General features: G+C 72.1%; 23 protein-coding genes and 1 pseudogene. 15 read left to right on the top strand and 9 right to left on the bottom strand.

Annotation, left to right across the window (positions count from 1 at the left end; all coding sequences use genetic code 11):
• The first annotated feature begins 98 nt into the window (after positions 1-98).
• The 8 genes and pseudogenes from ACFT41_RS16425 (at position 99) to ACFT41_RS16390 (ending at position 9,130) form a co-directional block, all read left to right on the top strand.
• The gene (locus tag ACFT41_RS16425) at positions 99-767 is read left to right on the top strand and encodes a response regulator transcription factor (RefSeq protein WP_043962528.1); all 669 of its coding nucleotides are present in this window, start codon (positions 99-101) and stop codon (positions 765-767) included.
• The gene (locus tag ACFT41_RS16420) at positions 764-1,945 is read left to right on the top strand and encodes a sensor histidine kinase (RefSeq protein WP_377585308.1); all 1,182 of its coding nucleotides are present in this window, start codon (positions 764-766) and stop codon (positions 1,943-1,945) included. The genes ACFT41_RS16425 and ACFT41_RS16420 overlap by 4 nt, the downstream gene beginning before the upstream one ends.
• A 337-nt stretch (positions 1,946-2,282) precedes the next feature.
• Entirely contained in the window at positions 2,283-4,823 is a 2,541-nt protein-coding gene (locus ACFT41_RS16415; RefSeq protein ID WP_377585311.1) for a malectin domain-containing carbohydrate-binding protein, read from the top strand.
• A 138-nt stretch (positions 4,824-4,961) separates the two neighbouring features.
• Positions 4,962-5,282, top strand: coding sequence for a VOC family protein (locus tag ACFT41_RS16410; RefSeq protein ID WP_377585314.1), 321 nt, complete (start codon positions 4,962-4,964; stop codon positions 5,280-5,282).
• A gap of 15 nt (positions 5,283-5,297) precedes the next feature.
• Positions 5,298-5,777: a hypothetical protein gene (locus tag ACFT41_RS16405; RefSeq protein WP_377585316.1), complete on the top strand. Its 480-nt coding sequence runs from the start codon at positions 5,298-5,300 to the stop codon at positions 5,775-5,777.
• Positions 5,774-7,153, top strand: a complete 1,380-nt coding sequence (locus tag ACFT41_RS16400; RefSeq protein WP_377585318.1) for a KGGVGR-motif variant AAA ATPase — start codon at positions 5,774-5,776, stop codon at positions 7,151-7,153. The genes ACFT41_RS16405 and ACFT41_RS16400 overlap by 4 nt, the downstream gene beginning before the upstream one ends.
• Positions 7,153-8,625, top strand: a complete 1,473-nt coding sequence (locus ACFT41_RS16395; protein ID WP_377585320.1) for a hypothetical protein — start codon at positions 7,153-7,155, stop codon at positions 8,623-8,625. The genes ACFT41_RS16400 and ACFT41_RS16395 overlap by 1 nt, the downstream gene beginning before the upstream one ends.
• A gap of 263 nt (positions 8,626-8,888) precedes the next feature.
• Positions 8,889-9,130, top strand: a pseudogene (locus tag ACFT41_RS16390) (VOC family protein).
• Positions 9,131-9,217: 87 nt separating this feature from the next.
• Here the strand turns inward: ACFT41_RS16390 and ACFT41_RS16385 are convergent.
• The 4 genes from ACFT41_RS16385 to ACFT41_RS16370 form a co-directional block, all read right to left on the bottom strand.
• Positions 9,218-10,045, bottom strand: a complete 828-nt coding sequence (locus ACFT41_RS16385) for a hypothetical protein (RefSeq protein ID WP_377585322.1) — start codon at positions 10,043-10,045, stop codon at positions 9,218-9,220.
• 102 nt (positions 10,046-10,147) lie between these two features.
• Positions 10,148-12,217: a 3-hydroxyacyl-CoA dehydrogenase NAD-binding domain-containing protein gene (locus ACFT41_RS16380; RefSeq protein WP_377585324.1), complete on the bottom strand. Its 2,070-nt coding sequence runs from the start codon at positions 12,215-12,217 to the stop codon at positions 10,148-10,150.
• Positions 12,214-13,437, bottom strand: a complete 1,224-nt coding sequence (locus ACFT41_RS16375; protein WP_377585326.1) for a thiolase family protein — start codon at positions 13,435-13,437, stop codon at positions 12,214-12,216. Before ACFT41_RS16375 ends, ACFT41_RS16380 begins: the two co-directional genes overlap by 4 nt.
• A 230-nt stretch (positions 13,438-13,667) precedes the next feature.
• Entirely contained in the window at positions 13,668-14,996 is a 1,329-nt protein-coding gene (locus tag ACFT41_RS16370) for a ribonuclease D (protein ID WP_377585328.1), read from the bottom strand.
• Positions 14,997-15,196: 200 nt separating this feature from the next.
• Here ACFT41_RS16370 and ACFT41_RS16365 point away from each other — a divergent pair, with 200 nt between their 5' ends.
• Positions 15,197-16,666: a trypsin-like peptidase domain-containing protein gene (locus ACFT41_RS16365; RefSeq protein ID WP_377585330.1), complete on the top strand. Its 1,470-nt coding sequence runs from the start codon at positions 15,197-15,199 to the stop codon at positions 16,664-16,666.
• 86 nt (positions 16,667-16,752) lie between these two features.
• A complete protein-coding gene (locus ACFT41_RS16360; RefSeq protein ID WP_377585333.1) occupies positions 16,753-17,628 on the top strand; it encodes a hypothetical protein in 876 nt (291 codons plus the stop codon).
• 132 nt (positions 17,629-17,760) lie between these two features.
• Here the strand turns inward: ACFT41_RS16360 and ACFT41_RS16355 are convergent, their stop codons facing one another.
• On the bottom strand, positions 17,761-18,333 hold the full coding sequence (locus ACFT41_RS16355) for a DUF3000 domain-containing protein (protein ID WP_377585335.1): 573 nt from the start codon (positions 18,331-18,333) through the stop codon (positions 17,761-17,763).
• 207 nt (positions 18,334-18,540) lie between these two features.
• Here ACFT41_RS16355 and hemE point away from each other — a divergent pair, with 207 nt between their 5' ends.
• Genes hemE through hemQ form a run of 3 tightly spaced genes read left to right on the top strand, consistent with a single transcriptional unit; the run spans position 18,541 to position 21,761 of the window.
• A complete protein-coding gene (gene hemE / locus ACFT41_RS16350) occupies positions 18,541-19,632 on the top strand; it encodes a uroporphyrinogen decarboxylase (protein ID WP_377585337.1) in 1,092 nt (363 codons plus the stop codon).
• 15 nt (positions 19,633-19,647) lie between these two features.
• The gene (gene hemG, locus ACFT41_RS16345) at positions 19,648-21,063 is read left to right on the top strand and encodes a protoporphyrinogen oxidase (protein WP_377585339.1); all 1,416 of its coding nucleotides are present in this window, start codon (positions 19,648-19,650) and stop codon (positions 21,061-21,063) included.
• Positions 21,060-21,761, top strand: coding sequence for a hydrogen peroxide-dependent heme synthase (gene hemQ, locus ACFT41_RS16340; RefSeq protein WP_377585342.1), 702 nt, complete (start codon positions 21,060-21,062; stop codon positions 21,759-21,761). The genes hemG and hemQ overlap by 4 nt, the downstream gene beginning before the upstream one ends.
• A 120-nt stretch (positions 21,762-21,881) precedes the next feature.
• Here the strand turns inward: hemQ and ACFT41_RS16335 are convergent, their stop codons facing one another.
• The 3 genes from ACFT41_RS16335 to ACFT41_RS16325 form a co-directional block, all read right to left on the bottom strand.
• On the bottom strand, positions 21,882-22,892 hold the full coding sequence (locus tag ACFT41_RS16335; RefSeq protein ID WP_377585385.1) for a lytic polysaccharide monooxygenase: 1,011 nt from the start codon (positions 22,890-22,892) through the stop codon (positions 21,882-21,884).
• 200 nt (positions 22,893-23,092) lie between these two features.
• A complete protein-coding gene (locus ACFT41_RS16330) occupies positions 23,093-23,563 on the bottom strand; it encodes a GNAT family N-acetyltransferase (protein ID WP_377585345.1) in 471 nt (156 codons plus the stop codon).
• A gap of 115 nt (positions 23,564-23,678) precedes the next feature.
• On the bottom strand, positions 23,679-23,939 hold the full coding sequence (locus ACFT41_RS16325) for a Prokaryotic metallothionein (RefSeq protein WP_377585348.1): 261 nt from the start codon (positions 23,937-23,939) through the stop codon (positions 23,679-23,681).
• A 159-nt stretch (positions 23,940-24,098) separates the two neighbouring features.
• Between ACFT41_RS16325 and ACFT41_RS16320 the strand changes: the two genes are divergently transcribed.
• Complete coding sequence (locus ACFT41_RS16320; RefSeq protein WP_377585350.1) at positions 24,099-24,374, top strand: isoamylase early set domain-containing protein; 276 nt, start codon at positions 24,099-24,101, stop codon at positions 24,372-24,374.
• 53 nt (positions 24,375-24,427) lie between these two features.
• Here the strand turns inward: ACFT41_RS16320 and msrB are convergent, their stop codons facing one another.
• Positions 24,428-24,838 carry a peptide-methionine (R)-S-oxide reductase MsrB gene (gene msrB / locus ACFT41_RS16315; protein ID WP_377585352.1) on the bottom strand — a complete coding sequence of 137 codons (411 nt, stop codon included), beginning with the start codon at positions 24,836-24,838 and terminating at the stop codon, positions 24,428-24,430.
• Positions 24,839-24,885: 47 nt separating this feature from the next.
• On the opposite strand from msrB, the gene ligD reads away from it, so the two are divergent.
• Entirely contained in the window at positions 24,886-25,914 is a 1,029-nt protein-coding gene (gene ligD, locus ACFT41_RS16310) for a non-homologous end-joining DNA ligase (protein ID WP_377585354.1), read from the top strand.
• The last annotated feature ends 56 nt before the right edge of the window (positions 25,915-25,970 follow it).

The raw sequence follows: 25,970 nt of genomic DNA, 5'->3' as shown, positions 1-25,970 counted from the left end.
CGGCGGCTGCCCGCCTGCCCGGCGTCCGGCCGGCGGTGCGACGCTGGTTTGGTGGCCGGCACTAGGTTGTCGGGAGGTCGGCCGGCGAGGAGGCGGGTATGCGGGTGTTGGTGGTCGAGGACGAGCGCAACCTCGCCGACGCGATCGCGCGGGGGCTGCGTAAACGCGGCATGGCCGTCGACGTGGCCTACGACGGCGACAGCGGCCACGAGATGGCCTTCGTCACCCGGTACGACGTGGTGGTGCTGGACCGGGACCTGCCCGGCATCCACGGCGACCAGATCTGCGCCGAGCTGGCCGCCTCCGGCACACTGACCCGGGTGCTCATGCTCACCGCCAGCGGCACGGTCGCCGACCGGGTCGAGGGGTTGCAGCTCGGCGCGGACGACTACCTGCCCAAGCCGTTCGCCTTCGACGAGCTGGTGGCCCGGGTGCAGGCGCTGGGCCGCCGGGCCACCCCGGCCGCGCCGCCGGTGCTCGCCGTCGCCGACCTGGTGCTCGACCCGGCCCGCCGGGTGGTGACCCGGGGCGGGGCGGCGGTCGACCTGACCAACAAGGAGTTCGGGGTGCTGGCCGAGCTGCTCAAGGCGCGCGGCGCCGTGGTCTCCAGCGAGGAGCTGCTGGAACGGGTCTGGGACGCCAACACCGACCCGTTCACCACCATCGTCCGGGTCACCGTGATGACGCTGCGCCGCAAGCTCGGCGACCCGCCGCTGATCGAGACGGTGGTCGGTGCCGGCTACCGCACCGCCGAGGGGTTGTCGTGAGCGTCCGGCTGCGGCCGACCCTGCGGCTGCGGCTCACCCTGCTCAACGGGGTGCTGCTGGTGGGCGCCGGGACGATCCTGGTGCTGCTGGCCTGGCTGCTGCTCCGCGACGCGCTGCGCCCCACCGACGAGCTGCTGCCCGGCACCACCGTGCTGCTGGCTGACGGCCGGTCCCTGGACGCGGCGGAGTGGCAGCGGCAGCTCGTCGCCGCCGCGTCCCGGGAGCTGCTGGTCAAGGGCCTGGTGGCGCTGCTGGCGATCAGCGTGGTCGGGGTGGCCGGCGCGTACGCGGTGGCCGGCCGGGCGCTGCGCCCGCTGCACCAGGTCACCGCGACCGCCCAGCGCCTCGGCGAGGCCACCCTCGACCAGCGGATCGGCTGGTCCGGGGCGGACGACGAGGTGGCCGAGCTGGCCAAGACGTTCGATGCGATGCTGGACCGGATCGCCGCCGCGTTCGAGGCGCAGAAGCGGTTCGTCGCCAACGCCTCGCACGAGCTGCGTACCCCGCTCGCCGTGATGCGGACCGAGATCGACGTGACGCTCAGCGACGACGAGGCCGACGCCGACGAGTACCGCCGGATGGCCACGGTGGTCCGCGACGCCTCGGAACGGGCCAACGGGCTGGTCGACGCCCTGCTGGTGCTGGCCCGCAGCGAGGCCCAGGCGGGGCGGCGGCTGGGCCGGCGCGCCGAGTGCGACCTGGCCGCCGGCACCGCCAACGCGCTGTCGGCCGTGCGCCGGGAGGTGGAGCGGATCGGGCTGCGGGTGCAGACGTCGCTGGAATCCGCGCCGGTGGTGGGCGATCCCGGGCTGCTGGACCGGCTGGCCGGCAACCTGATCGAGAACGCGGTGCGCTACAACCACCTGCACGGCCGGATCACGGTGCGTACCGGCACGGACGGCTGCACGTCCTGGCTGGTGGTCGCCAACACCGGCTTCGAGGTCAGCCCGGGTGACGTGCCGGGCCTGTTCGAGCCGTTCCGCCGGGGCGGGCAGGAACGCACCGGGGCCCGCGGCTCCGGGTTGGGGCTGTCCATCGTCCGGGCGGTCTGCGACGCGCACGGCGGCACGGTGCGGGTGTTCGCGCAGCCCGGCGGCGGCCTGGAGGTCACGGTGACCCTGCCCGCCGCCGACACCACGCCCGCCGTCGCCGGGCCGTCCCACGCCGGGCGGCCCTGACCCGTCCCACGCCGGGCGGCCCTGACGGTTGGCCCTGACAGGCGGCCCTGACAGGCGGCCCTGACCTGGCCTCGGGGCCGGTCGTGGTCGGCTTTTCGTGCGCCCCGACCGACTGACCCGGCGAGGTCCGCCTCCGGCGGGCAGCCCGGCGTCGGGTGCTCGGGTGGAGCCGTCGCGCGGTTGGGGCAGAATCGGACGCCCCCGCTGGACTCGGCGGCTGCGGTGCATGAAGGTGTGATGGCGCCATGCCTCACGTGGCGCGCGCCGCCGAGCCGGCAGTCCCCGGCTGCCCGGCTGTGAGCCGCACCTCCGTCCGTACGTGCTCCGGGAGCTGCCCGTGATTGGTTCCTCGTCCCTGACCCGCCGCACCCTGGCGGTGCTCGCGGCAGTCGCCCTGACCAGCGCCGGCCTCGCCGCCGGCGGCCCGGCGAGCGCCGCGCCCGACCACGACAAGGTGGTCTCCGCCGTCCCGTCGACCGCGTCGCCGGACATCATGGATGGCACCGTATTCGCCATCCACGACGCCGGCACGAAGATCATCGCGGCGGGCTCGTTCACCACGGTGCAGAATCGCAACTCGGACGTGGACATCACCCGCAACTACGTGCTCGCCTTCGACAAGGCCACCGGCGCGGTGGACACCGCGTTCGCGCCGGTCGTCGACAACGAGGTGAACGCGGTGGCCGCCGGTCCGACCGCCGGCACCGTCTACCTGGCGGGCAAGTTCAACACGGTCAACGGGGTGACCCGGCGCAAGCTGGCGCTGGTCAACGTCGCCACCGGGGCCACCGTCACCAGCTTCGCCGGGCCGGCGTTCAACGGCCTCGTCGACGACGTCGCCCTGGCCGGCGACCGGCTGCTCGTCGGCGGCATCTTCACCACCGCCGGCAACGCCAACCCGCGCGGCGGCCTCGCCTCGCTCGACGCCACCACCGGCGTGCTGGACAGCTACCTGACCACCACGCTCACCGAGAACCACAACTACGACGGGGTGAGCGGGGCCAAGGCCGGCGTCGGCGCGGAGAAGCTCGCGCTCTCCCCGGACGGCACCCAGCTCGTCGTGATCGGCAACTTCAAGAAGGCCGACGGGGTGCTGCACGACCAGATCGTGCGGCTGGACCTCGGCGTGAGCGCCGCGACCGTCGCCGACTGGAACACCAGCCGGTACACCCCGCGCTGCTCGTGGAAGGCGTTCGACTCGTACATGCGGGACGTGGCCTTCGCCCCGGACGGCAGCTACTTCGTGGTGGTCACCACCGGTGGCCGGTACAGCGGGTCGCTCTGCGACGCCGCCGCCCGCTGGGAGGCCGCCGCGACCGGCGACGAACAGCAGCCCACCTGGGTGAACTACTCCGGCGGCGACACCTTCCTCTCGGTCGGCATCAGCGAGCAGGCCGTCTACGTCGGCGGGCACCTGCGCTGGCTCAACAACAGCTTCGGCGGCGACAACGCACAGGCCGGGGCCATCGGCCGGGCCAGCATCGCCGCCCTCGACCCGAGCAACGGGCTGCCGCTGTCGTGGAACCCGGGCCGGCACCCGCGCGGCTACGGCGTGGCCGAGATGCTGGTCACCCCGCAGGGCATCTGGCTCGGCTCCGACCAGTCCTGGATCGGCAACTTCCAGTACCGGCGGGAGCGGATCGCGTTCTTCCCGCTGACCGGCGGCATGGCCCCGCACCCGACCACCACCGCCGGCCTGCCCGGCACCGTGTACCAGGCCGGTGTGCCCGTGCCGACGAACGTGCTGTACCGGGTCAACGCCGCCGGCCCCGCCGTCGTGTCCACCGACAACGGGCCGGACTGGAGCGCCGACACCGCCGCCAGCCCCAGCCCGTACCACAACACCGGCAGCAGCGCCGCGAGCTACGGGGTCGTGCCTAACCTCGACGGGACCGTTCCGGCCGGGACCCCGGCCGCGCTGTACAGCAGCGAGCGGTGGGACGGCACCGGCGCCCCGGAGATGCAGTGGGACTTCCCGGTACCGGCTGGCACCGAGGTCACCGTCCGGCTCTACCTGGCCAACCGGTACGCCGGCACCTCGACGCCCGGCAAGCGGGTCTTCGACGTGACCCTGGACGACACGCTCGTCCTGGACAACCTCGACCTGGCGGTCACGCCGGGGCACGACACCGGCACCACCCGGGCGTTCACGGTGGTCAGCGACGGCAACGTCGACATCGACTTCGGGCACGTGGTGGAGAATCCGCTCGTCAGCGCGATCGAGATCGTCAAGACCGGCCCGCCGCCCGCCGGCACCGGCGACGAGGTGCAGGCCCGCCCGTACGACGGGGCGGCCACGGTCGGCGCGGCCACCCCGGTGGCCAACCCCGACGACACGGACTGGTCGGAGGCGAAGGGCGCGTTCTGGGTCGGAGGCACCCTGTTCTACGGGATGAACGGCGCGCTCCAGCGGCGCACCTTCGACGGGACGACCTTCGGCACGCCGAGCCTCGTCGACCCGTACCACGACGCCTACTGGGACGCCGTGGAGACCGACTCCGGCCCGGCCGGGCAGACGTACGCCGGGGTGACCAGCAACTTCTATCCGGAGATCGCCAACGTCACCGGCATGCTCTACACCGGCGGCCGGCTCTACTACACCCTCGCCGGCCAGAACGGGCTGTTCTGGCGCTGGTTCACCCCCGACAGCGGGGCGGTCGGCGCCGACAAGTTCACCGTCGCGGGAGTGACCGGGTTCGCCGACACCGGGTCGATCCTCCTCGCCGACGGCACCCTCTACCGGGTCAGCCGTACCACCGGCGCGCTGGCCTCCACCGCGTGGGCCGGCGGCGTGCCCACCGGCGCGTTCACCACCGTCAGCGGCCCCACCGTCGACGGGGTGGACTGGCGCGCCAAGGCTGTCTTCGTCGGCCCGTAGACCCCCGCCGCACCACGGGGGCACCCCGGCCCGGCTCCGCGTCCGCGCGGCGCCGGGCCGGTGCCCTTTCCGGGGTACGCGCCCCGCCGCTGACCTCTGCCGATCTGCGGGGCGCTCCACTCCACCACGGAGGCGACCGTGAGCGCACGGATCAGGAACATCAGCATCGACTGCCACGACACCTACGCCCTGGCCGGCTTCTGGGCGCAGGTGTTCGGCACCGGGCGGCAGCCCGACGGCTTCCCCGGCGACCCGGAGGCCATGGTCCGCACCGCCGACGGGGAGACCGTGCTGTTGCTTCAGGTGCCGGAGGGGAAACGCGGTGAACTAGAAACCGTCCCGTGGCAAACTGATCTTGGGGGATGGCCGCCGCTTGGATCCGTTGAGGGTCTTTACGGGCCGCACCCGCGACACTGCTGCGGACTGAGAGCACCCTCCGACGGGGGGCCCCTGCCCTAATCTAGGATCCTCTGTGTGCCGGCGAATCCAGCAGAGCACCATTACGCCCGCGCCGCAGTGCGGCACTACGACGATGCCGTCTTCCTCCACGACGGTAGCCGCTTGCCCAATGCCGATCATCATTTTGGGTTCGCCGTGGAGTGTGCGCTCAAGAGTATGATCCTGCGGTTCACGCCAGCCACTATGAATCCCAAGAAACCGAACCGGCCGGCGGCCACCCGCCCATGGGTCGCGGATCCGGCGACCGGCAAGCCAGTCGATTACGGCCATCTGCCCTGGGTCGCCGCCGATCTGGCGCTGTTGACGCGTGGCAGGTCCGCAGCCCGTCTTTCTGCCGCGCTCGGCAGTCTCGCTGCCTTCGACACCTGGTCGGTTGAAGACCGCTACCTCGACGGCACCGCAGTTGCCGAGCTAGATGTAATGGAGCGGCGTACCGTGGCGACGGAGATCCTGACCTTACATGAACATGCCTTGATCACCGGACGGCTGCCGTGACTCTGCCCCCTGACGTAGTTCGTTTTGACGAGGCCGGGCCTCGTGTCCTCGCGATCGCCCACGAAGTGGCCGCTGAGGGCATGGACGTATTAGCTGTTCGGGATGTGCTGGGACGCTTCGCCCTGGTTGTTGACGACCGCGAACGCCAAGCTCCAGCGGAGCGGGTTGCGGTCTGGACGGAGCGGCTTAACGCGGACCTTCGTTGCTACGCTACCGACCGTCCCCTGCTGCTAGTCACCGGCCTTTTCTCGGCAGAGGCTCTACTAACTTCCGAACGCATTCAGCAGGACTCGTCACACGTGCCGGATGGCGGCCAAGGCAACGTTCGTCTTCTTGATAACACTGTGGTTGGGGAAGATTGGGCGCAGGTATCCACGCCGGCTCTCGAAACGGATGGCTCACGGACTCACCGAACTGCGCTCTACGGCTTCAAGGGGGGGGTCGGGCGGACCACTGCCACTGCCATCCTCGCTCGTCATCTCGCTGACCTTGGCCACATCGTCTTAGTCATTGACCTGGATCTGGAGTCACCCGGTGCGGGCCCGTTGCTCAGTGAAGAGGCTTCGCTGCCGCGCCATGGTGTTGTCGATCAACTCGTCGAGTCTGCCGTAAACAACGCCGAGGGGCTCGATCTGGTAGCGCCCGGGTACACCCCGCGGATTGGCCGCGGTGAACTCTGGGTTGCACCTGCGCGTGGCCAGGGTTCGGCGAGTGCGCCTTATTCTTACGTCGACAAACTCAATCGTGTCTACGCCGATATTCCAGGTGCTGTCTTCGCTGACCGCATGGAGAACGCCGTCCGGGCCTGCGAGACTGCCGTATCGCGGGAAAGTGAGAGTGGTCGTCGCCCCGACGTGGTCCTGCTGGACAGCCGGGCTGGTATCCACGACATCGCCGCCATAACCATCTCACGGCTCTGTGACCTCGCCCTGCTATTCGGCGGCGATAACAGGCAGACGTGGGAAGGGTACGGTGACCTGTTCGTGGCGTGGCGGTCCTCAGGTCAGGCCCGTCTTATCCGCGAGAAACTACGCATGGTTGCATCTATGGTTCCGGATTCGCCGCAACGCCCCATGGAATTGTATTTGAGGTCGTTTCGAGAGAACTCCTGGGAGTGCTTCAGTGCTCTATATGATGACGATGCTCCTGTAGAGACAACCGGGAAGATTGTTCCGGGGGCTTTCTCGCCCTCCCTGGAGGATGATTCGGCCCCGCACTATCCGATCCCCATATTGTTCGAGCCTGGACTTGTTGGACTGGACGCTCAGAGTGCACCGGGTTGGCAAGATCGTGCCTTCGTTCAAGCTGCGTATCGTGACTTCTTGGCGATAGCCACACATTTGATTATTGCCGACCCTCAGAATGAAGGAACATGATGACCAGCGTGCTGAGCGTCGGGCAGTATCGTGACCTACTCTCAAGTGCGTTGCCTGCAGCGACGGACGCCGACACGGTCTTGCCGGACCTGAACACCCTCTTCGCTCCGGACGCACACCGGGCGGCGCTTTATGTCGATAGCACTGTCGTCCGCGGGGGGCGTGGCGTTGGCAAGACCTTCTGGTATCGGTCACTGCTCGACAGCACTCTGCGCCAAGTTGCCGCACAGGAATACGGCATCGAGCGGCTGCGTCACCTCACCGTCGCCGCCGGGTACGGAGCCGCGATCGAGCCCGGCCTGTACCCCGGTACCAGTGTCTTAAGGCAGCTCGCAGAGACCAGCATCCGCCCCTACGATATCTGGTACGCCGTCCTGCTAACTGCACTCGGCCAACCGGAGCTGCAAGGGCTGGTAGAGTGGCAAGACCGAGTCGCTTGGGTGCGTGCCAATCCTGGCGCGGCAGAGCGCACGGTGCAAATAACAGACCACCGAGCGCAAGAGCAAGGCACCACTCACCTGATTCTCTTCGATGCCCTGGAGCACCTTCACCGCATGCGAGCCCAAGCCGACCGCCTTATTGGTGGCATCCTGGAGCTGGCTCTAGCGATGCGTCTGGGTACCCGCAATATCCGATGCAAAGTCTTCATTCGTCCGGACATGCTCGACGGTGCCCTACTTCACTTTCCGGACGCGTCTAAACTAACGGCCAATGCCGCCAGCCTATCTTGGTCTCGAGCAAGTCTTTACGGGCTCCTCTTTCACCGCATGGGAAACTCCGGCAGCGCGCAGGCGGATCACTTCCGTCGTCTTGTAAGGGGTTGGAAGACTGATGCAGGCGGCAGTCGGCACGTTCTGCCTTCTCTCCTCAGCGGTGACGAGCAGTCTCAGGAGGAGCAGTTTGCGCTGATCGCTGGACCTTATATGGGTGCCAACTATCGCAAGGGAAATACGTACACCTGGTTGCCGAATCACCTCATGGACGGGAATGAGGAGGTGAGCCCGCGGAGTTTCCTCAGCGCGCTGGGAAAGGCGGTCTCGGAGACCCAGGGAAAATACGCAGGTCATGAATATGCCATCCATCACGAGGGCATCCGGCGAGGCGTCCAGACCGCCTCGGAGACGCGTGTACGGGAAATCAGCGAGGACATGCCGTGGGTGCATCTAGCGGTTGGTCCATTGGCCGGCCGGCAGGTTCCTATCGACCAGGAAACGGTCGTGGACCTGTGGCACGAGGTTCGGCTGACCGATATCCTGCACAACGAGGCTGAACGATACGGGACCAAGAACGAGGATGCCCTCGTCCGAACCGGACCTCGCCACCCTGACGACGTTGGCCGCCTCATCGAGGAGTTGATCACCCTTGGAGTAATGCGCCGCCGCCGCCGCGATGGTCGAATAGACCTACCTGACGTCTATCGGATTGCATTCAACATTGGCCGTAAAGGCGGGGTGCCCCGGGTTGCAGGCTGAAAGACCGCGAATAGCCGCTGGTCTCCCGGGGGTGGGTTTGGCATCGGAGATCGAGAGAAGGCTGCCTTCCGATGTCGTGACGTCCGCGTCTCTCCTGCCGCGACTGGGGCCTGCTGACGCACTCCTCTGTTGTTGAGAACGCAGGCCGGATGTGTGCGGAGTGTTGTCTGCCGACGAATGAGTCGGATTGTTGCTTCAAGTGAACACCGCCGCCGTCGATTGACTTGTAGCTCATCAGCTCTACGCCTGAAAACTCAGGACAGATACCCTATCCCTTGGCAGCTGCCCTGGAGGGCAAGACGGTGAAGAGCTAGGTGCTACCTGTGTCTGGAGCCGGCTGACCGGCCCCGCGACGCCGAGGTCGAGCGGCTGCTCGCCCTCGGCGCGACCCAGGTCGACGACCGGCGGCGGCCGGGACGGCACCGGCTGGGTGGTGCTGGCAGACCCGGAGGGCAGTGAGTTCTGCGTGCTGCGCAGCGCCGCCGAGCGGGCCGCGTCGGTTTAGCCCCGGAAACGGGCCGGGCCCCCGTGCGCGCGGCGGGGGCCCGGCTTCCCACCCGGGCCGCCTCGCGGGGGCCCGGTCACCTCCGGGTCAGGAGCGCTGCTCGATCTGGCTGCGCATGGTGACCAGCTCGGCCTTCGCCTGCTTCGCGGACTCGAAGAACACCACGATCACGCCGACGCTGCCCCGGTCGGCCCAGACGCAGACGCCCAGCGGCATGCCCTCGGTCTTGCCGTCGCCGCAGCGCGCCTCACCGCCGAGCGGGCCCGGCTCGGCCGCCGTCATCTCCTTGACACCCAGTTCGGTCTTGAGGCCGGCGGCCGCGTCGTCCAGCTCCTTCGTCGGGTCCGCCAGCACCCCGGACGCCGCGATGATCATCACGATGTCCTGCTTGGCCACGTTGCCGTAGAACGCCCCGACGGTGCTCGTCTCGTTCTCCACGGTCGCCTTCATGTCGGCGACCATCTCGTCCGACAGCTTCGTCAGTTCCGGGTCGGTGATCCGCTTGCGGCCGGCGAGGGTGGCCGGGGCGACCACCCGGGTGTTGGTGGCGTCGACCACGTCGCCGACCTCGTCCTTCACGGCGAACCAGGTGATCGCCGTGCCGCCGAGGCAGAGCACCAGCACCACGGCCAGGACGATCAGCACGACCTTGCCGGTCTTGGACTTCTTCGGCGCGGGCGGCAACGGCGCGGCGTACTGCTGGTCGGCGTACTGCTGCCCGCCGTACTGCTGCCCGCCGTACTGCTGTCCGCCGTACTGCTGTCCGGTCGGCGGCGGGTAGCCACCCGGCTGCTGCGGGACGGGCTGCTCCCCGTACGGCTGTTGCGGCTGGTAGGGGTACGGGTTGCCCGACGGCTGGGACATGTGAGTCAGCTCCAGATTGTTGATCAGAGCGGTGATCGTAGCCAGGCCCACCGACAGCCGCTGTCCCGTGCAGGGCGAACGTGAGCACGACGACGATCGCGGTGGCCGGGGACGCCCGCGTGGGACGCCCGACCACCGCGATCGCGGGGAGGATCAGCGGGGCAGGCTGGCCAGGCCGGGCGGGAGGAACCGCCCGCCGGTCACCCGCTCGCTGGTGCCCGTCCGGTCCAGGTACGGCGTGATGCCGCCCAGGTGGAACGGCCAACCCGCGCCGAGGATCAGGCACAGGTCGATGTCCTGCGCCTCGGCGACGACGCCCTCGTCGAGCATCAGCCGGACCTCCTGCGCCAGCGCGTCGAGGGCGTTGCGCCGCACCTGCTCGGCGGTCAGCGGCTCGTCGCCGACGACCAGCAGCTTGGCGACGTCGGCGTTGATCTCGTCGTCGACCACGATCGGCTGGCCCGACTCGGCGATCCGCCGCAGGTTCTCGCTCACGGCGAACCGGTCCGGGAACGCCCCGTGCAGGGTGCCGCCCACGTGGTACGCCACGGCCGGGCCGACGAGCTGGAGCAGCGCGAGCGGGCGCATCGGCAGGCCCAGCGGGTCCAGCGCGCTGTTCGCCACGTCCAGCGGGGTGCCGGCGTCGACGGCGGCGAAGACGGTGCCGAGGAAGCGGGTGAGCAGCCGGTTCACCACGAACGCCGGGGCGTCGGACACCAGCACGCTCGACTTCTTCAGCTGCTTGCCGACCGCGAACGCGGTGGCCAGGGTGGCGTCGTCGGTGCGTTCGCCCCGGACGATCTCCAGCAGCGGCAGCACGGCGACCGGGTTGAAGAAGTGGAAGCCGACCACCCGCTCCGGGTGCTCCAGCTCGGCGGCCATCGCGGTGACCGACAGGCTGGAGGTGTTCGTGGCGAGCACCGCCTCCGGGGAGACGATCTTCTCCAGCTCGGCCCAGACCTGCTTCTTGACGTCGAGGTCCTCGAACACGGCCTCGATGACGAAGTCGGCGTCGGCGAACGCGGCCTTGTCGACCGAGCCGCTGACCAGCCCGTACAGCCTGGCGGCCGTGCCCTTGTCCATCCGGCCCTTGCTGACGGCCTTCTCGATCTGGGTGTGCACGTAGCCCACGCCCTTGTCGACCCGGGCCTGGTCCAGGTCGGTCATGACGACCGGCACCTGGAGGCGGCGGGCGAACAGCAGCGCGAGCTGGCTGGCCATCAGGCCGGCGCCCACGATGCCGACCTTGTTCACCGGCCGGGTCAGGCCCTTGTCCGGCGCGCCGGCCGGCCGCCTGGCCCGCCGCTGCACCAGGTCGAACGCGTACAGGCCGCTGCGCAGCTCCTCGGAGAAGATCAGGTCGGCGAGGGCCTCGTCCTCGGCGGCGGTGCCGGCGGCGAAGTCGGCGTCCTTGGCCGTCTCCAGCAGGTCGAGCGCCTGGTACGCGGCGGGGACCGCGCCGTGCAGCCGCGCATCGAGGGTCTGCCGGGCGAAGTAGAGCACGCCCGCCCACATGTCCTTGTCGACCTCGGGCCGGGTCACGGTGATCTCGCCGCGCACCACGCCGGCGGCCCACTCCAGGGACCGCTCCAGGAAGTCGGCCGGCTCCAGCAGCACGTCGGCGATGCCCAGCTCGGCGGCCTGCTTCGGCTTGAGCATCTTGTTCTGCATCAGCGGGTTCTGCAGGATCACCTGGGTGGCGGCCGGGATGCCGATCAGGTGCGGCAGCAGCTGGGTGCCGCCCCAGCCGGGGATCAGGCCGAGGGAGACCTCCGGCAGCGCCAGGGCCGACGCCCCGCCGGACAGCGTCCGGTAGTGGCAGTGCAGCGCCAGCTCCAGGCCGCCGCCCATCGCCGCGCCGTTGACGAAGGCGAACGTCGGGACCGTGCTGTCCTTCAGCCGGGCGAAGACCCGGTGGCCGAGCCGGCCGATCTCCAGGGCCTGCTCCCGGTCGGTGAGCTGCGGCAGGCTGGTGATGTCGGCGCCGACGCAGAAGATGTACGGCTTGCCGGTGACCGCGACGAACGCCGGGTCCGCCGCGAGGGCGGCGGTGATCGCCTCGTCGAGGCTGGTCAGGCCGCCCGGGCCGAAGCTGTTCGGCTTGGTGTGGTCGAAGCCGTTGTCGAGGGTGATCAGGGCGGCCGGGCGGGCCAGCCCCGGCACGTTCACCTGGCGCAGCAGCGCCCGGGTGACCACCTCGTTCGGTGCGGCGAGCGTGCTCACTTGTCTCCACCCTCCCGCTGAGCCTGCTGGCTGGACTCCGTCCAGTGTGGGTTCTCCCAGATCACGGTGCCGCCCATGCCGATGCCGATGCACATGGCGGTGAGGCCGTAGCGGACCTCGGGGTGCTCGGCGAACTGCCGGGCGAGCTGGGTCATCAGCCGCACGCCGGAGGACGCGAGCGGGTGACCGATGGCGATCGCGCCGCCCCACGGGTTGACCCGGGGGTCGTCGTCGGCGATGCCGAAGTGGTCGAGGAAGGCGAGCACCTGCACGGCGAACGCCTCGTTCAGCTCGAACAGGCCGATGTCGTCGATGCTCAGGCCGGCGATGCGCAGCGCCTTCTCCGTCGACGGGATCGGGCCGACGCCCATCACCTCCGGCTCGACGCCGACGAAGCCGTACGAGACCAGCCGCATGGCGACCGGCAGGCCCAGCTCGCGGGCGGTGTCCTCGGCGGCGAGCAGGCTCGCGGTGGCGCCGTCGTTCAGGCCGGCCGCGTTGCCCGCGGTGACCTTGCCGTGCGGGCGGAACGGGGTCTTGAGGGTGGACAGCTTCTCCAGCGAGGTGTCGCGGGGCGCCTCGTCGACCGTCGCCAGGCCCCAGCCGCCCTCGTCGTCGCGGATCGCCATCGGCACCAGGTCGCCCTGGAGCTTGCCGTTGGCGTACGCCTTCGCGGTCCTCTGCTGCGAGGCGAGCGCGAACGCGTCGGTGCGCTCCTTGGTGATGTGCGGGACCCGGTCGTGCAGGTTCTCCGCGGTGGCGCCCATGACCAGGGCTGACGGGTCGACCAGCTTCTCCGCGACGATCCGCGGGTTGGGGTCGACGCCCTCGCCCATCGGGTGCCGGCCCATGTGCTCGACGCCGCCGGCGATCGCCACGTCGTACGCGCCCATGGCGATGCCGCCGGCCACGGCGGTGACGGCGGTCATCGCCCCGGCGCACATCCGGTCGATGGCGAAGCCGGGGACGGTCTTCGGCAGGCCGGCCAGCAGGGCGGCGGTGCGGCCGATGGTGAGGCCCTGGTCGCCGATCTGGGTGGTGGCGGCGATGGCGACCTCGTCGACCCGCTCCGGCGGCAGCTGCGGGTTGCGGCGCAGCAGCTCACGGATGCAGCGGATCACCAGGTCGTCGGCGCGGGTGTTGGCGTACATGCCACCCGCCTTGCCGAACGGGGTGCGGACGCCGTCGACGAAGACGACATCGCGGACTTCACGGGGCACTTGAGCCTCCTTTTCGACCCTGACTCGGCCACGTCGCCGACCAGCGGCACCCACGGACCGAACGAGGATCGCGGCACGGGCGTGGTCCCTCGGATGCTACTCGCCAGTAACCACCCTCGACACCACCCCCCGTGTGGCCCACCCCACACCCCGGGGCGCGTCAGGCCCCGGGGTGTGGGGTGGGCCAGCGCGCGGTCAGGCCGCCGGGGGCGGGCTCGTCAGCGCGGCGGTCAGGCCGCTGCGGGCGGGCCCGCCAGCGCGGCGGTCAGGTCGGGCACCAGGAGGGCCAGCTGCCACTCGCGGGCACCGAAGCCGTGCAGCGTCTCGGCGACCGTCGCCTCGGTCACCTCCTCCGGCGGGGCCCAGGCGAGCCGGCGGACCGAGTCCGGGGCGATCAGGTTCTCCGCCGGCAGGGCGTGCTCGCCCGCGATCCGGACCACCACCTCCCGGCACCGGGCCAGCCGGCCCGCGGCGACCGGATCCCGCTCCGCCCAGCGGTGCGGCGGGGGTGGCCCCTCCACCGCCGGGGTGGCCGGCAGCGCGTCGTCGGGCAGCTGCCGGGCGTCGTCCAGCGCCGCCAGCCAGGTGCGGGCCAGCCGGCGCACCGACCGGCCGCCGAAGCCAGGAAGGGTCAGCAGCGTCTTCTCGTCCTTCGGGTCCAGCTCGGCGGCGGCCACGATCGCCGAGTCCGGCAGGACCCGGCCCGGCGCGGCGTCGCGGCGGGCGGCGATCTGGTCCCGGGCATACCAGAGGGCCCGGATCCGCGCCTGGGCGCGGGCCCCGCGCACCCGATGGATGCCGGAGGTACGCCGCCACGGCTCCGCCCGGACCCGGGGCGGGCGGTCGACGCTGCGCACCAGCGCGGCGAACTCCTCCGCCGCCCACGCCGACTTGCCCTGGCGGGTCAGCTCCGCGTCGAGCATGTCGCGCAGGTCGGTCAGCATCTCCACGTCCAGCGCGGCGTACGTGAGCCACGACTCCGGCAGCGGCCGGCTCGACCAGTCCGCCGCCGAGTGGTGTTTCTCCAGGCTGAAGCCCAGTAGCTGCTCGGTCAGCGCGGCCAGCCCGACCCGCTCGAATCCCGCCAGCCGAGCGGCCAGTTCCGTGTCGAACAGCCGGCGCGGGCGCAGCCCCACCTCCGCCAGGCACGTCAGGTCCTGGCTGGCGGCGTGCAGCACCCACTCGGCATCGGCGATGGCCGCGTCCAGGGTGCTCAGGTCGGGCAGCGGCAGCGGGTCGATCAGCGCGGTGCCGGCCCCCGTCCGGCGCAGCTGCACCAGGTATGCCCGCTGGCTGTAGCGATAACCCGAGGCGCGCTCGGCGTCCAGGGCGACCGGGCCGGTGCCGGCGGCGAAGCGGGCCACGACCTCGGCCAGCCCGGCCTCGGTTGTCACCGGCTCGGGTGTCCCCTCACGGGGGGCGGTCAGGGGCACGGGCCCGTCGGCGGTCGGTTCGGGCCCCGCGTTCACCGGCTCCGGCGCGGCCGACAGCGGTTGGTGCGGCTCGTTTCCCGTTCGGCTTTCGGCGGCCCGACGGCGCAGGGGTGGTTCGTCGGTCACCTGACAACCCTAGTGCGCGCGGCGATCCGGCGCGCGCAGCCGGGTGCGGCGTGTGTCGGCGTCGGCGACTTGACCCGGCATGCCAGGGTCGGACATCAGGGGAGACAAAGCGCGGTGGCGCGGGTACGTTCCTTCGGGCCGCCGACCGGGACCGCACCGGTGCCGGCGGGCACCAGGGCGTCGACGGGGAGGACGTGGCGATGACGACGGCTGGGTACGGTGCGACGGGCCCGGGGCAGGGGCCCGGCGACGGCTCGGGCGGGAGCTGGCCCGCCCCGGCGCGACCCGCCGAGCCGCCGGTGAGCGGGCCGCCGGTGGGTGAGCCGGCCGCCGCCGCCCGCCCCGGCCCGCTGCCGCCCCGCATGGACCCGCCCCGGCCCGACGTGCACCGAACCGACGTGCACCGAACCGACGTGCACCGAACCGACGTGCACCGACCCGCCTCGCCGCCGGGCACCGCGCAGCCGACCGCCCGGCCCGATCCGCACCGGGCCGATCCGCACCGCGGCACCGCCGCCGCGTACCCGCAGGCCGGGAGGGCCTACCCGCCCGCCGGTGGCACCTACCCGCCCGCCGGTCAGGCCGCCCCGCCCGGCCACTGGCCCGGCTCGTCGTCCGCCACCGCCCAGTCCGCCGTGCCTGGCCAGTGGCCCGGTCCCGCGCCCGCCGGCTGGCCCGCCCCGCAGCAGTCGCCGGGTGCCGCCCCGCAGCCACCGGCCGCCCCGCAGCAGGCACCGATCGCCGGGCAGCAGCCGCCGGCCGGGTACGCCGCGCCGCCGCCGTCGCCTCCGGTCTCCGGCCCGGCGTACCCGCACGGCGGGGCGTCCCCGGTCCCCGGGCCGGCCTGGCCCGCGTCCCCGCCGATGGGCGGCCCGACCCCGCCGCCCCGGGCCCGGGGCCGGGCGCTGACGTTCGTCGCGCTCGGGCTGGCCGTGGTCCTGGCCGTGGTGAGCGGCGTGCAGGCGTACCAGATCAGGCGGCTCTCCGACCGGCTGGCCGACACCGACCGGCGGTTGGCCACCGGGCAGAGCGGCGACGGCGCCCGGCTCGACGGCCTGGACCAGCGGGCGCAGGCCCTCGAGAAGCAGGCCGGGGCGCAGTTCAACCCGGAGGCGGTGGCCAGCGCCGTGCTGCCCAGCGTGTTCCGGGTCCGGGCCGGGCAGTTCACCGGCACCGCGTTCGCCGTCGGCAAGCCCGACAGCGGCGGCGGAACAAACCTGTTCACCAACTTCCACGTGGTCGAATCGGTCTGGACCGGCGGGGGCCGGGAGGTCTTCCTGGAACGCACCGACCAGCGCTACCCGGCCACCATCGTCAAGGTCGACGAGGCCAACGACGTTGCCCAGCTGCGGACCACGAGCAAGTTCACCGGGCTGGTGACGGCGTCCGCCGCGGTCAAGTCCGGCCAGCAGATCGTCGTCGTCGGTGCCCCGCTCGGCCTGCAGGACAGCGTCACCACCGGCGTGGTGAGTGCCTTCCGCGAGGCCGACCAGGGCTCGGGCCCGATCATCCAGTTCGACGCGCCGATCAACCCCGGCAACTCCGGCGGCCCGGTCATCAACGGTCAGAAGCAGGTGGTCGGCATCGCCACCGCCAAGGCCCGCGACGCCGAGGGCATCGGCCTCGCCGTACCCATAAAGGTCGCCTGCGACGGCTTCCGGATCTGCTGACTCCGGCCGCTCCGCGCCGTCCGTTCCGTACCAGCCGGTTCGTCGCGGCCCCGGCCACGGGTCGCCCCACCTGGAGGAAGAGAAGAATGTCGCAGCCACCGACCGGGCCGGGGGAGCAGCCGCCATACCCGCCGCCGGGCGGCGTGGGCCAGCCCGTGCCCCCGCAGTACGACCCGACGGGCCAGCCGGCGGAGCCCACCCGGCAGTTCACCCCGGGCCAGTACGGGACGCCGCAGCCGGCGGCCGAGCCGACGCAGCAGTTCGGTCCGGTTCAGCACGGCGCGCCGCAGCCGACGCAGCAGTTCTCCGCGCCGGTCTCGACCCCGCCGGTCTCGGGTGCCGGATACCCGCCGGTCTCCGGTCCGGGACAGCCGTCGCCGGCGTTCGGCCAGCCGATGTCGGTGCCGCCCGCCTCCGGGCCGGTGTTCGGCCAGCCGATGTCCGGTCCGCCGGGCGCGACACCGGCCTATGGCCCGCCGGGCGCGATGCCGGTCTACGGCCCGCCGGGCGCGATGCCGCCCTACGGCTCCCCGGCGCCGGCCGCCGGCCAGGGCGGGCGCAAGGTGCTGGTCCTGGCCGTGGTGGCCGGGCTGCTCTTCGTCCTCGGCGGCGTGATGACCGGTCTCTACCTGACCAAGAGCAGCGAACTGGACCGCACCGAGAAGCGGCTGACCGGCCAGGTCAGCGAGCGCGACGGTACGATCGCGGCGAACAAGACCGAGATCGAGAAGCTCAAGACGGACCTGCAGGCCGTGCGGGACAAGCTCTCCAACACCGAGCAGGACCTCACCGGCACCCGGAACGACCGGGACGAGCAGGCCCGGCAGAAGAAGGTCATCGCCACCTGTCTGGACAAGCTCACCAGCGCGTTGACCGCCGCCGCGGCGAACAACAAGGCCGCGTACGACAAGGCCACCGAGGGCATGAACAAGGTCTGCGACGAGGCCGAGGACTACCTCTGACGGACACCATTGCCCCGCCCGTCGTTTGTACGGGCGGGGCAAAACCGATAGATCTCGGAGCGAAACGGCCCCTCTGGGGGCCGAAATCGTCCAAGATCCGTGGTGTCGTGCGGTGGGGTGCAGCCCGGTGGATCAGGCTGCGCCGGCCGGGCGGCGTTCCGGCAGGGCGGTCACCCCGGGCGGGGGCAGACCCGCCGTCGAGGCGAGCAGGGCGCACCAGGCCAGCAGGTGCGGGGTGAGGTCCTCGCCGAGCGGGGTCCAGGAGGCCCGGATCTCGATGTCGCCGGCGGCCGGCGGCCCGGCGAGGTCGCCGAACCGGGTCGACATCGTCTGGGTGATCGTGCCCCCGATCGCGCGGTGCGGGGCGTCCTGCGTGTCCAGCGCGTCGGTCAGCCAGGTCCAGCCCACCCCGGGCAGCAGCGGGTCGGCGGCCAGGTCGATCTCCAGCTCTGCCGTGACGTAGGTGACCAACCGCAGGGTGCCCTGCCATGCCTCGTGCCCGGCGGGGTCGTGCAGCAGGATCAACCGACCCGTGGCGACCTCGTCGCCGTCGCGCAGCACTGTCGCGGAGAGCGCGAAGGCGTACGGCGCGAGGCGTTGCGGCGCGCCGACCTCCTCCAGAACGATCTCCGATCGGGGCGCGGCCGACCGCAGCCCGGCGACCGCGCGGGCAAAGGTCTCCGGTAGCGCGATCGGGGGGGCCATGCCGGCAGCCTATGCCGCCCGTCGTCCGGCCGACGGAACGGCACGCCGACGGCCTGCGGCGGCAGCCCTCGCGCGTGCCGCGAACGGTAGGCGGTAGAGAAGGGAACCCTTCTCTACCGTATGCGTTGACAGGGGGCCCTTCCTAACACGTCACAAAAGGCGGCGGGGGTGGGGGAGGGGGTCCGGGGGCGTGGCACGATAGCCGCGATGAGCACCGAGACGACGGGCACCGCCGCCCGAGACGGAGACACCGGCCGCAGCGGGACGAGCGGGTCGCCGTTCGTCCGGGCGTGCCGGCGCGAGCCCGGGCCGCACACCCCGGTCTGGTTCATGCGCCAGGCCGGCCGCTCCCTCCCGGAATACCGCGAGATCCGCAAGAACGTCGGGATGCTGGAGTCCTGCCGCCGTCCCGAGCTGGTCGCCGAGATCACCCTCCAGCCGGTACGCCGGCACGGGGTCGACGCGGCGATCCTGTTCAGCGACATCGTGGTGCCGGTGGCCGCCGCCGGGGTGGAGCTGGACATCGTCGCGGGCACCGGGCCGGTGGTGGCCGAGCCGGTGCGCACCGTCGCCGACGTCGAGCGGATCCGGCCGATCGGCCGTGACGACGTCTCCTACGTCGACGAGGCGGTGCGGATGCTCGTCGCCGAGCTGGGCGACACCCCGCTGATCGGCTTCGCCGGCGCCCCGTTCACGCTGGCCAGCTATCTGGTCGAGGGCGGGCCGTCGCGGACCCACGCGAAGACCAAGGCCCTGATGTACGGCGACCCGCAGCTGTGGCACGCCCTGTGCGCCCGGCTGGCCGACGTGACGCTGGCGTTCCTGCGGGTGCAGGTCGACGCCGGGGTGTCGGCGGTGCAGCTGTTCGACTCGTGGGCCGGGGCGCTCTCCGAGGCCGACTACCGGCGCTACGTGCTGCCGCACTCGACGCGCGTGCTGGCCGGGTTGGCCGACGCGGGGGTGCCCCGGATCCACTTCGGGGTGGGCACGGCCGAGCTGCTGCCCGCCATGGGCGAGGCCGGCGCGGACGTGGTCGGCGTCGACTGGCGTACGCCGCTGGACGTCGCGTCCCGCCGGATCGGTGCCGACAGGGCCGTGCAGGGCAACCTCGACCCGTGCGTGCTGTTCGCCCCGTGGCCGGTCGTCGAGGCCGAGGTACGGCGGATCGTCGCCGAGGGGCGGGCGGCCCCCGGCCACGTGTTCAACCTCGGTCACGGCGTCCTGCCGGAGACCGATCCGGACGTGTTGACCCGGGTGGTCGCGCTGGTGCACGAGGTGTCCGCGCGCCCGGGCGAGTAGTAGAGGGGGGCGACCGTGCGGCAGCCGTGGCGGGTGGCGATCGTCGGGGGCGGGATCACCGGGCTGGCCGCCGCCGTCCGGCTGGCCGACCGGGCTCCGGCGGGCACCGAGGTCACCGTGTACGAGCAGTCCGGCGCGCTCGGCGGCAAGCTGCGCACCGGCGCGCTGGCCGGCGGGCCGGTGGAGTTCGGCGCGGAGTCGTTCCTGATGCGGGACCCGGCCGGCGGCGAGTCGGCGGCGGTGACCCTGGTGCGCCGGCTCGGCCTGGCCGGCGACATCGTGCACCCGAGCGTCGGGCAGGCCGCCCTGGCCGTCGACGGGGGGCTGCGCCCGATCCCGGGCGGGACGCTGGTGGGCGTACCCGGGGATCTGGCGAAGGTGGCGGCGGTGGCCGAGCCCGCCGCCGGCGCCGACCGCGACGAAGACCGGCCGCTGCTGGCCCCCGGCGCGGACGTCTCCGTCGGGGCGTTGGTCCGCGCCCGGTTCGGCGACGCGGTGGCCGACCGGCTGGTGGACCCGATGCTCGGCGGCGTCTACGCCGGCCGGGCCGACGACCTGTCGCTGGCCACCACGATGCCGGCGCTGGCCCGCGCGGCCCGGGTGGAGCACACCCTGCTCGGCGCGGTCCGGGCGGCGCAGGCCGCCGCGCCGCGCGCCCCCGGCGAGCCGGTCTTCGGCACCCTCGCCGGCGGGCTGAGCCGGCTGGTCGAGGCCGCCGCCGCGGCCGGCGGGGCGACGATCCGCCGCGACGCGGCCGTGCGGGAGCTGACCCCGACGGCGACCGGCTGGCGGCTGACCGTCGGCCCCACCCGCGACCCGGAGCTGGTCGACGCGGACGCCGTGCTGCTGGCCGTGCCGGCCCGTCCGGCGGCCCGGCTGCTGGCCGGCGTCGCCGACCTCGACCCCGGGGTCGCGGCGAGCGTCGGCGCGCTGGACTACGCGAGCGTCGCGCTGATCACCCTGGCGCTGCCCAGCCCGGAGCTGCCGGCGCTGTCCGGGTTCCTTGTGCCGGCCACCGAGGGGCTGCTGATCAAGGCGTCGACATTCTTCACCACCAAGTGGGGGCACCTGGCCCGGCCGGACGGGCTGGCCCTGGTCCGCGCCTCCGTGGGCCGCTACGGCGAGGAGGCGTCCCTCCAGGTCACCGACGGCGACCTGGTGGAGGCGGTGCACCGGGAGCTGTCGAAGGTGCTCGGCGCGCCGCTGCCCGCGCCGGTGGCCAGCCACGTGCAGCGGTGGGGCGGGTCGCTGCCGCAGTACACCCCGGGGCACCTCGACCGGGTGGTCGCCGTGCGGGCGGCGCTGCGCGGCGCGCACCCCACGCTGGCCCTGGCCGGCGCCGGCTACGACGGCGTCGGCATCCCGGTCTGCGTCCGCTCCGGCGAGACGGCGGCCGAGGAGATCATCACGGCACTGGGAGGATCGGCATGACCGAGCAGACCAACGCGGCGCGGCTGCGGGAGCTCAACGAGAGCATCCGCTACACGATGTGGTCGGTGTACCGGGCCACCGGCCCGCTGCCGTCGCTGCGGGAGAACGTCACCGGTGAGGTCGAGGCGCTCTTCGCCGAGCTGGCCGGCAAGGACGTGACGGTGCGCGGCACGTACGACGTGGCCGGGCTGCGCGCCGACGCCGACCTGATGATCTGGTGGCACGCCCCGACCAGCGACGCGCTCCAGGACGCGTACCTGCGGTTCCGCCGGACCAGCCTGGGCCGGGCGTTGACCCCGGTGTGGTCGCAGCTGGCGCTGCACCGGCCGGCGGAGTTCAACAAGAGCCACATCCCGGCGTTCCTGGCCGGCGAGGAGGCGCGGGCCTACCTGTGCGTCTACCCGTTCGTCCGCTCCTACGAGTGGTACCTGCTGCCCGACGCGGAGCGGCGGGAGCTGCTGGCCGAGCACGGCAAGATGGCCCGGGGGTATCCGGACGTGCGGGCCAACACGGTCGCCTCGTTCGCCCTCGGCGACTACGAGTGGATGCTCGCCTTCGAGGCCGACGAGCTGCACCGGATCGTGGACCTGATGCGCGACCTGCGGGCGTCGGGGGCGCGCCGGCATGTCCGGGAGGAGGTCCCGTTCTACACGGGCCGCCGCCGCGCGATCGCCGACATCGTCACCTCCCTCCCGTGAGCAAGGAAGGGCCCCCTGTTAACGCAAAACGTTGTACAGGGGGCCCTTCTTAACACGCGCTGCCGCGTCGGGCGGTCGTCGTGCTGCCGGCTTGCCGGCCGGGCGCGGTGCTGCCGGCCGTCAGACGGTGGCCGTGCAGGTCGGCGTCGGCGCGGTGTTGGTGCCGGTCGACGAGGCGACGAACCCGAACGAGGTCTTCCCTCCGGCGGCCAGCGATCCGTTGTAAGCGACGTTGCGGGCGGTCACCGTGGACCCGCTGGTGGTCACCGTCGAGCTCCAGTAGGAGCTGACCTGCTGGCCGTTGGCCCAGGTCCAGGTCACCGTCCAACCCTTGATCGCCGACGATCCGGCGGTCACCTCGATCTCGCCCTGGAACCCGCCGTTCCAGGAGGAGACGGGCCGGTAGGTCGCCGTGCAGCCCCCGGTCGCCGGCGGGGTCGTCGGCGGGGCGGTGGTCGGCGGGGCCGTGGTGGGGGGAGCGGTGGTCGGCGGGGTGGTCGGGCCGCCCCCGCCGAAGTCCACGTCGCTGCACAGGTAGTACGACTGGTCGAGGTGGCTGGCCTGCCAGATCGTGTAGACGATGTGCCGCCCGGTGCGGCCCGGCGCGTTGGCCGGCACCTGGATCGACACGCCCGACGCCTCCTGCTTCCACTGGGACGCTGGCGTGTTGCCGATCTCGCCGGCCAGCTCCAGGTCGCTCCAGCCCAGCGGCTTCGTCAGCGCGTCGAAGCCCTGCTTCGTCACGTACACCCGGATGTAGTCGGCGCCGTGACTGGCCTGGTCGTTGAGCTGGATGCGGAAGCTGTTGGAGATCGAGGTGGTCTTCCACGCGCCGATCGTGTCCAGCGAGTTGTACTGGCCGCTCTGGGTGTGCCCGGCGCTGCACAGTTGGCCGTCGGGGATGGCGGCCTGGTGGTTGCCGGCGACGCCCTCCCGGAACAGGCCCATCCAGTTCCACATGGCCTGCGGGTCGGCCTGGAAGGCCTGCCAGCACATCGGGTCCTGGGTGGCCATGGCGGGGTTCATGTGGTCGGCGCCCCAGCGCTGCCAGCAGCCGTAGTTGCGGGACGCCGGGTCGACGACGGAGCCGTGGGCGGACGCGGGGTTCGCCAGGGCGGTGGTGAGCAGCATGGCGGCGGCCGTGCCGACGGCGAGCAGCCAGGCTGCCAGGCGAGGCGTGGAACGCCTGCGCACGAGGGTGGACAATGGAGCCTCCGGGATGAGGGGTCGACGGTGACGACGCCCGGATCGCGGGAGTTGCCCCTCCCGTGCCGGTTCGCGTTGCTCCCGTGGCGGCTCTGCTGCGAGATTCCCACACCCATAGGGATGTGTCAATTGGTGACGCTGTCTCCGTGCGCGGGATGCCGGCACATCGGGGTGTGCGGGATATCGTCCTCGACGTACTCCGGCCCGCTGACGGCGAAGCCGTGCCGGGCGTAGAAGCCGACCAGGTGGGACTGGGCCTCCAGCAGGCACGGCCGGTCGCCCACCACGGCCAGCGCCTCGGCCATCAGCCGCCCGGCGTGGCCGCCGCCCCGGGCCCACGGCGCGACCACGACCCGGCCGATCCGCGCCAGGCCGCCGGGGTCGGCCAGGATCCGCAGGTACGCCACGACGCCGCCGCCGCGGGCCAGCCACAGATGCCGGGTGCCCGGCTCGACGTCCCGGCCGTCGAGTTCCGGGTACGGGCACCGCTGCTCCACCACGAACACGTCGATCCGCAGCCGCACCAGGTCGTGGAAGGTGCGGGCGTCCAACTCGGCGAAGGAGGCGATCCGGGCCTCGACCGTCTGCGGCGACACCGACCGATGCTAGGCCCCCGCCGCTGGCGCAAGGAAGGGCCCCTTGTTAACGCATTTTGTATAGCAGGGGCCCCTTGTTGACACCGCCTGTCAACAAGGGGCCCCTGCTTGCACATCAGCGGGGGCGGAAGCCGACGGCGTCACGGATCTCCGCGCCCCGGTCTCCCTCCTCCTGGCGGGCGCAGTGGGCGCAGCAGAAGAAACGCCCCGACACCTCGACCCCGTGGCCGACGATCTTGACCTGGCAGTGTTCGCAGATCGGGGCCAGCCGGTGCGCCGCGCACTCGAAGCAGTCGAAGGTGTGCACCTCGCCGCTGACCGTGCGTACCTCGAACGCCATCCAGTAGTCGTTGCCGCAGACCTCGCACGTCGCCATTGCCGAACCCCCGTAGCCCAAAGGACAGATGTCCCCTCAGCGTGTGACAACGGCCCGAACCGGGCAGCCGAAACAGCAGGAACCGGGCCACCCGGGCGGCGTGTCGGACCGGCGTGTCGGGCGTTGTGCCTGGTGAAAGCCTCGACCCCGGAGGATGACGTGATCAAGCGCAGCAGGCTGTTCGGCAACCAGACCCGGGTCACCTTCTGTCTTCCCCGCGAGGCGCCGGCTGGCCCGGTGAGCGTGGTCGGCTCCTTCAACGACTGGGAACCGGGCCGCCACGAGCTGGTCGCCCGGCGCGACGGCACCCGTACGGTGACCGTCCGGCTCCGGCCGGGGGCGTACCGGTTCCGCTATCTGGCCACCGGCGGGGTCTGGCTCGACGACGACTCCGCCGACCGGGTCGACGAACAGGGCAGCGTGCTGCTCATCTGACGGCGAGCCCGACGGCGAGCCCGCGCGTCGACGGGAAACCCGCCCGCCGCCCGTCAGCCCTGCGCCGGCTCCAGCCGGATGGAGACCGAGTTGACGCAGTGCCGGGTGTCCTTCGGGGTGAAGCCCTCGCCCCGGAAGACGTGCCCGAGGTGGCTGTCGCAGCGGGCGCAGCGGATCTCCGTACGCCGCATGCCGTGGCTGTCGTCCTCGATCTCCCGCACCGCGCCCGGGATCGCGTCGTCGAAGCTCGGCCAGCCGCAGTGCGAGTCGAACTTGGTGCCGCTGGGATAGAGCTGCGCCCCGCAGGCGCGGCAGTGGTAGACGCCGGGGGTCTTCGTGTCCACGTACTCGCCGGTCCACGGGCGCTCGGTGCCCGCCTCGCGCAGCACCCGGAACTCCTCCGGGCTGAGCCGGACCCGCCACTCGTCCTCGGTGCGGGGCAGTTCGTTCTCGTCAGGACTCACCCCGCAACGGTACGTCGGCTGTCGGTGCCGTGGCATATGGTCGCGGGATGGCAGGCACCGCGAAAGCCCCGGCCGCCGAGGTCGAGGTGGCCGGGCACACCGTACGGCTGACCAGCCCGGACCGGGTGATCTTCCCGGAGCGGGGCTTCACCAAGGCGGACGTCTTCGGCTACTACCTGGCCGTCGGCGACGGCATCATGCGCGCGCTGCGGGGCCGCCCGACCACGCTGCAACGCTTCCCCGACGGCATCGGCGGGGAGGCGTTCTTCCAGAAGCGGGTGCCGGCCCGGGGTGTGCCGCCGTGGCTGACCACCGCCCGGATCAGCTTCCCCAGCGGCCGGACGGCCGACGAGCTGTGCCCGGCCGACCTCGCCCACGTGGCCTGGGCTGCCCAGATGGGCGCCGTCGTGTTCCACCCCTGGCCGGTCCGCGCCGACCACGTCGACCACCCCGACGAGCTGCGCGTCGACCTCGACCCGCAGCCCGGCACCGACTTCGCCGACGCGGTCGCCGCCGCCGCCGAGGTGCGGGCCCTGCTCGCCGAGCTGGGCGCGACCGGCTGGCCGAAGACGTCCGGGGGCCGGGGCGTGCACGTCTACCTGCGGATCGCGCCCCGGTGGACGTTCACCGAGGTGCGCCGGGCCACCATCGCGTTGGCCCGGGAGCTGGAGCGCCGCCGCCCCGACCTGGTCACCACCGCCTGGTGGAAGGAACAGCGGGGCGAGCGGGTCTTCGTCGACTACAACCAGATGGCCCGGGACCGCACGATCGCCTGCGCGTATTCGCTGAGGGCCACCGCCCGGGCCACCGTGTCCACGCCGGTCACCTGGGACGAGCTGCCCGACGTCGACCCGGACGACCTGCACCTGGGCAGTGTCCCGGCCCGGTTGGCCGAGCGGGGCGACCCGCACGCCGGCATCGACGACGCGCCGTGGGACATCACCCCGCTGCTGGAGTGGGCCGACCGGGACGACGTCGCGGGGCAGGGCGACCTGCCGTACCCGCCGGACCACCCGAAGATGCCCGGCGAGCCAAAGCGGGTGCAGCCGAGCCGGGCAAGGCCTTCCACCAGTTAGCGGGCCCTACATCGAGCCTTCTCAGCCGTCCGGCCCGGCGGTAGTTCTATCGTCAG

Source organism: Micromonospora sp. NPDC057141, assembly GCF_042670805.1.
GTDB lineage: Bacteria > Actinomycetota > Actinomycetes > Mycobacteriales > Micromonosporaceae > Micromonospora.
This window is presented reverse-complemented; position numbering and strand designations above follow the sequence as displayed.

Coding starts and splice junctions, on each gene's coding strand:
- ACFT41_RS16395 (WP_377585320.1), top strand. CDS start 7,153: ATGACCAGCGTGCTGAGCGTCGGGCAGTATCGTGACCTACTCTCAAGT.
- ACFT41_RS16355 (WP_377585335.1), bottom strand. CDS start 18,333: ATGGCCCCCCCGATCGCGCTACCGGAGACCTTTGCCCGCGCGGTCGCC.
- ACFT41_RS16335 (WP_377585385.1), bottom strand. CDS start 22,892: ATGCTGCTCACCACCGCCCTGGCGAACCCCGCGTCCGCCCACGGCTCC.
- hemQ (WP_377585342.1), top strand. CDS start 21,060: ATGACCGAGCAGACCAACGCGGCGCGGCTGCGGGAGCTCAACGAGAGC.
- ACFT41_RS16325 (WP_377585348.1), bottom strand. CDS start 23,939: ATGGCGACGTGCGAGGTCTGCGGCAACGACTACTGGATGGCGTTCGAG.
- ACFT41_RS16425 (WP_043962528.1), top strand. CDS start 99: ATGCGGGTGTTGGTGGTCGAGGACGAGCGCAACCTCGCCGACGCGATC.
- ACFT41_RS16365 (WP_377585330.1), top strand. CDS start 15,197: ATGACGACGGCTGGGTACGGTGCGACGGGCCCGGGGCAGGGGCCCGGC.
- hemE (WP_377585337.1), top strand. CDS start 18,541: ATGAGCACCGAGACGACGGGCACCGCCGCCCGAGACGGAGACACCGGC.
- ACFT41_RS16360 (WP_377585333.1), top strand. CDS start 16,753: ATGTCGCAGCCACCGACCGGGCCGGGGGAGCAGCCGCCATACCCGCCG.
- ligD (WP_377585354.1), top strand. CDS start 24,886: ATGGCAGGCACCGCGAAAGCCCCGGCCGCCGAGGTCGAGGTGGCCGGG.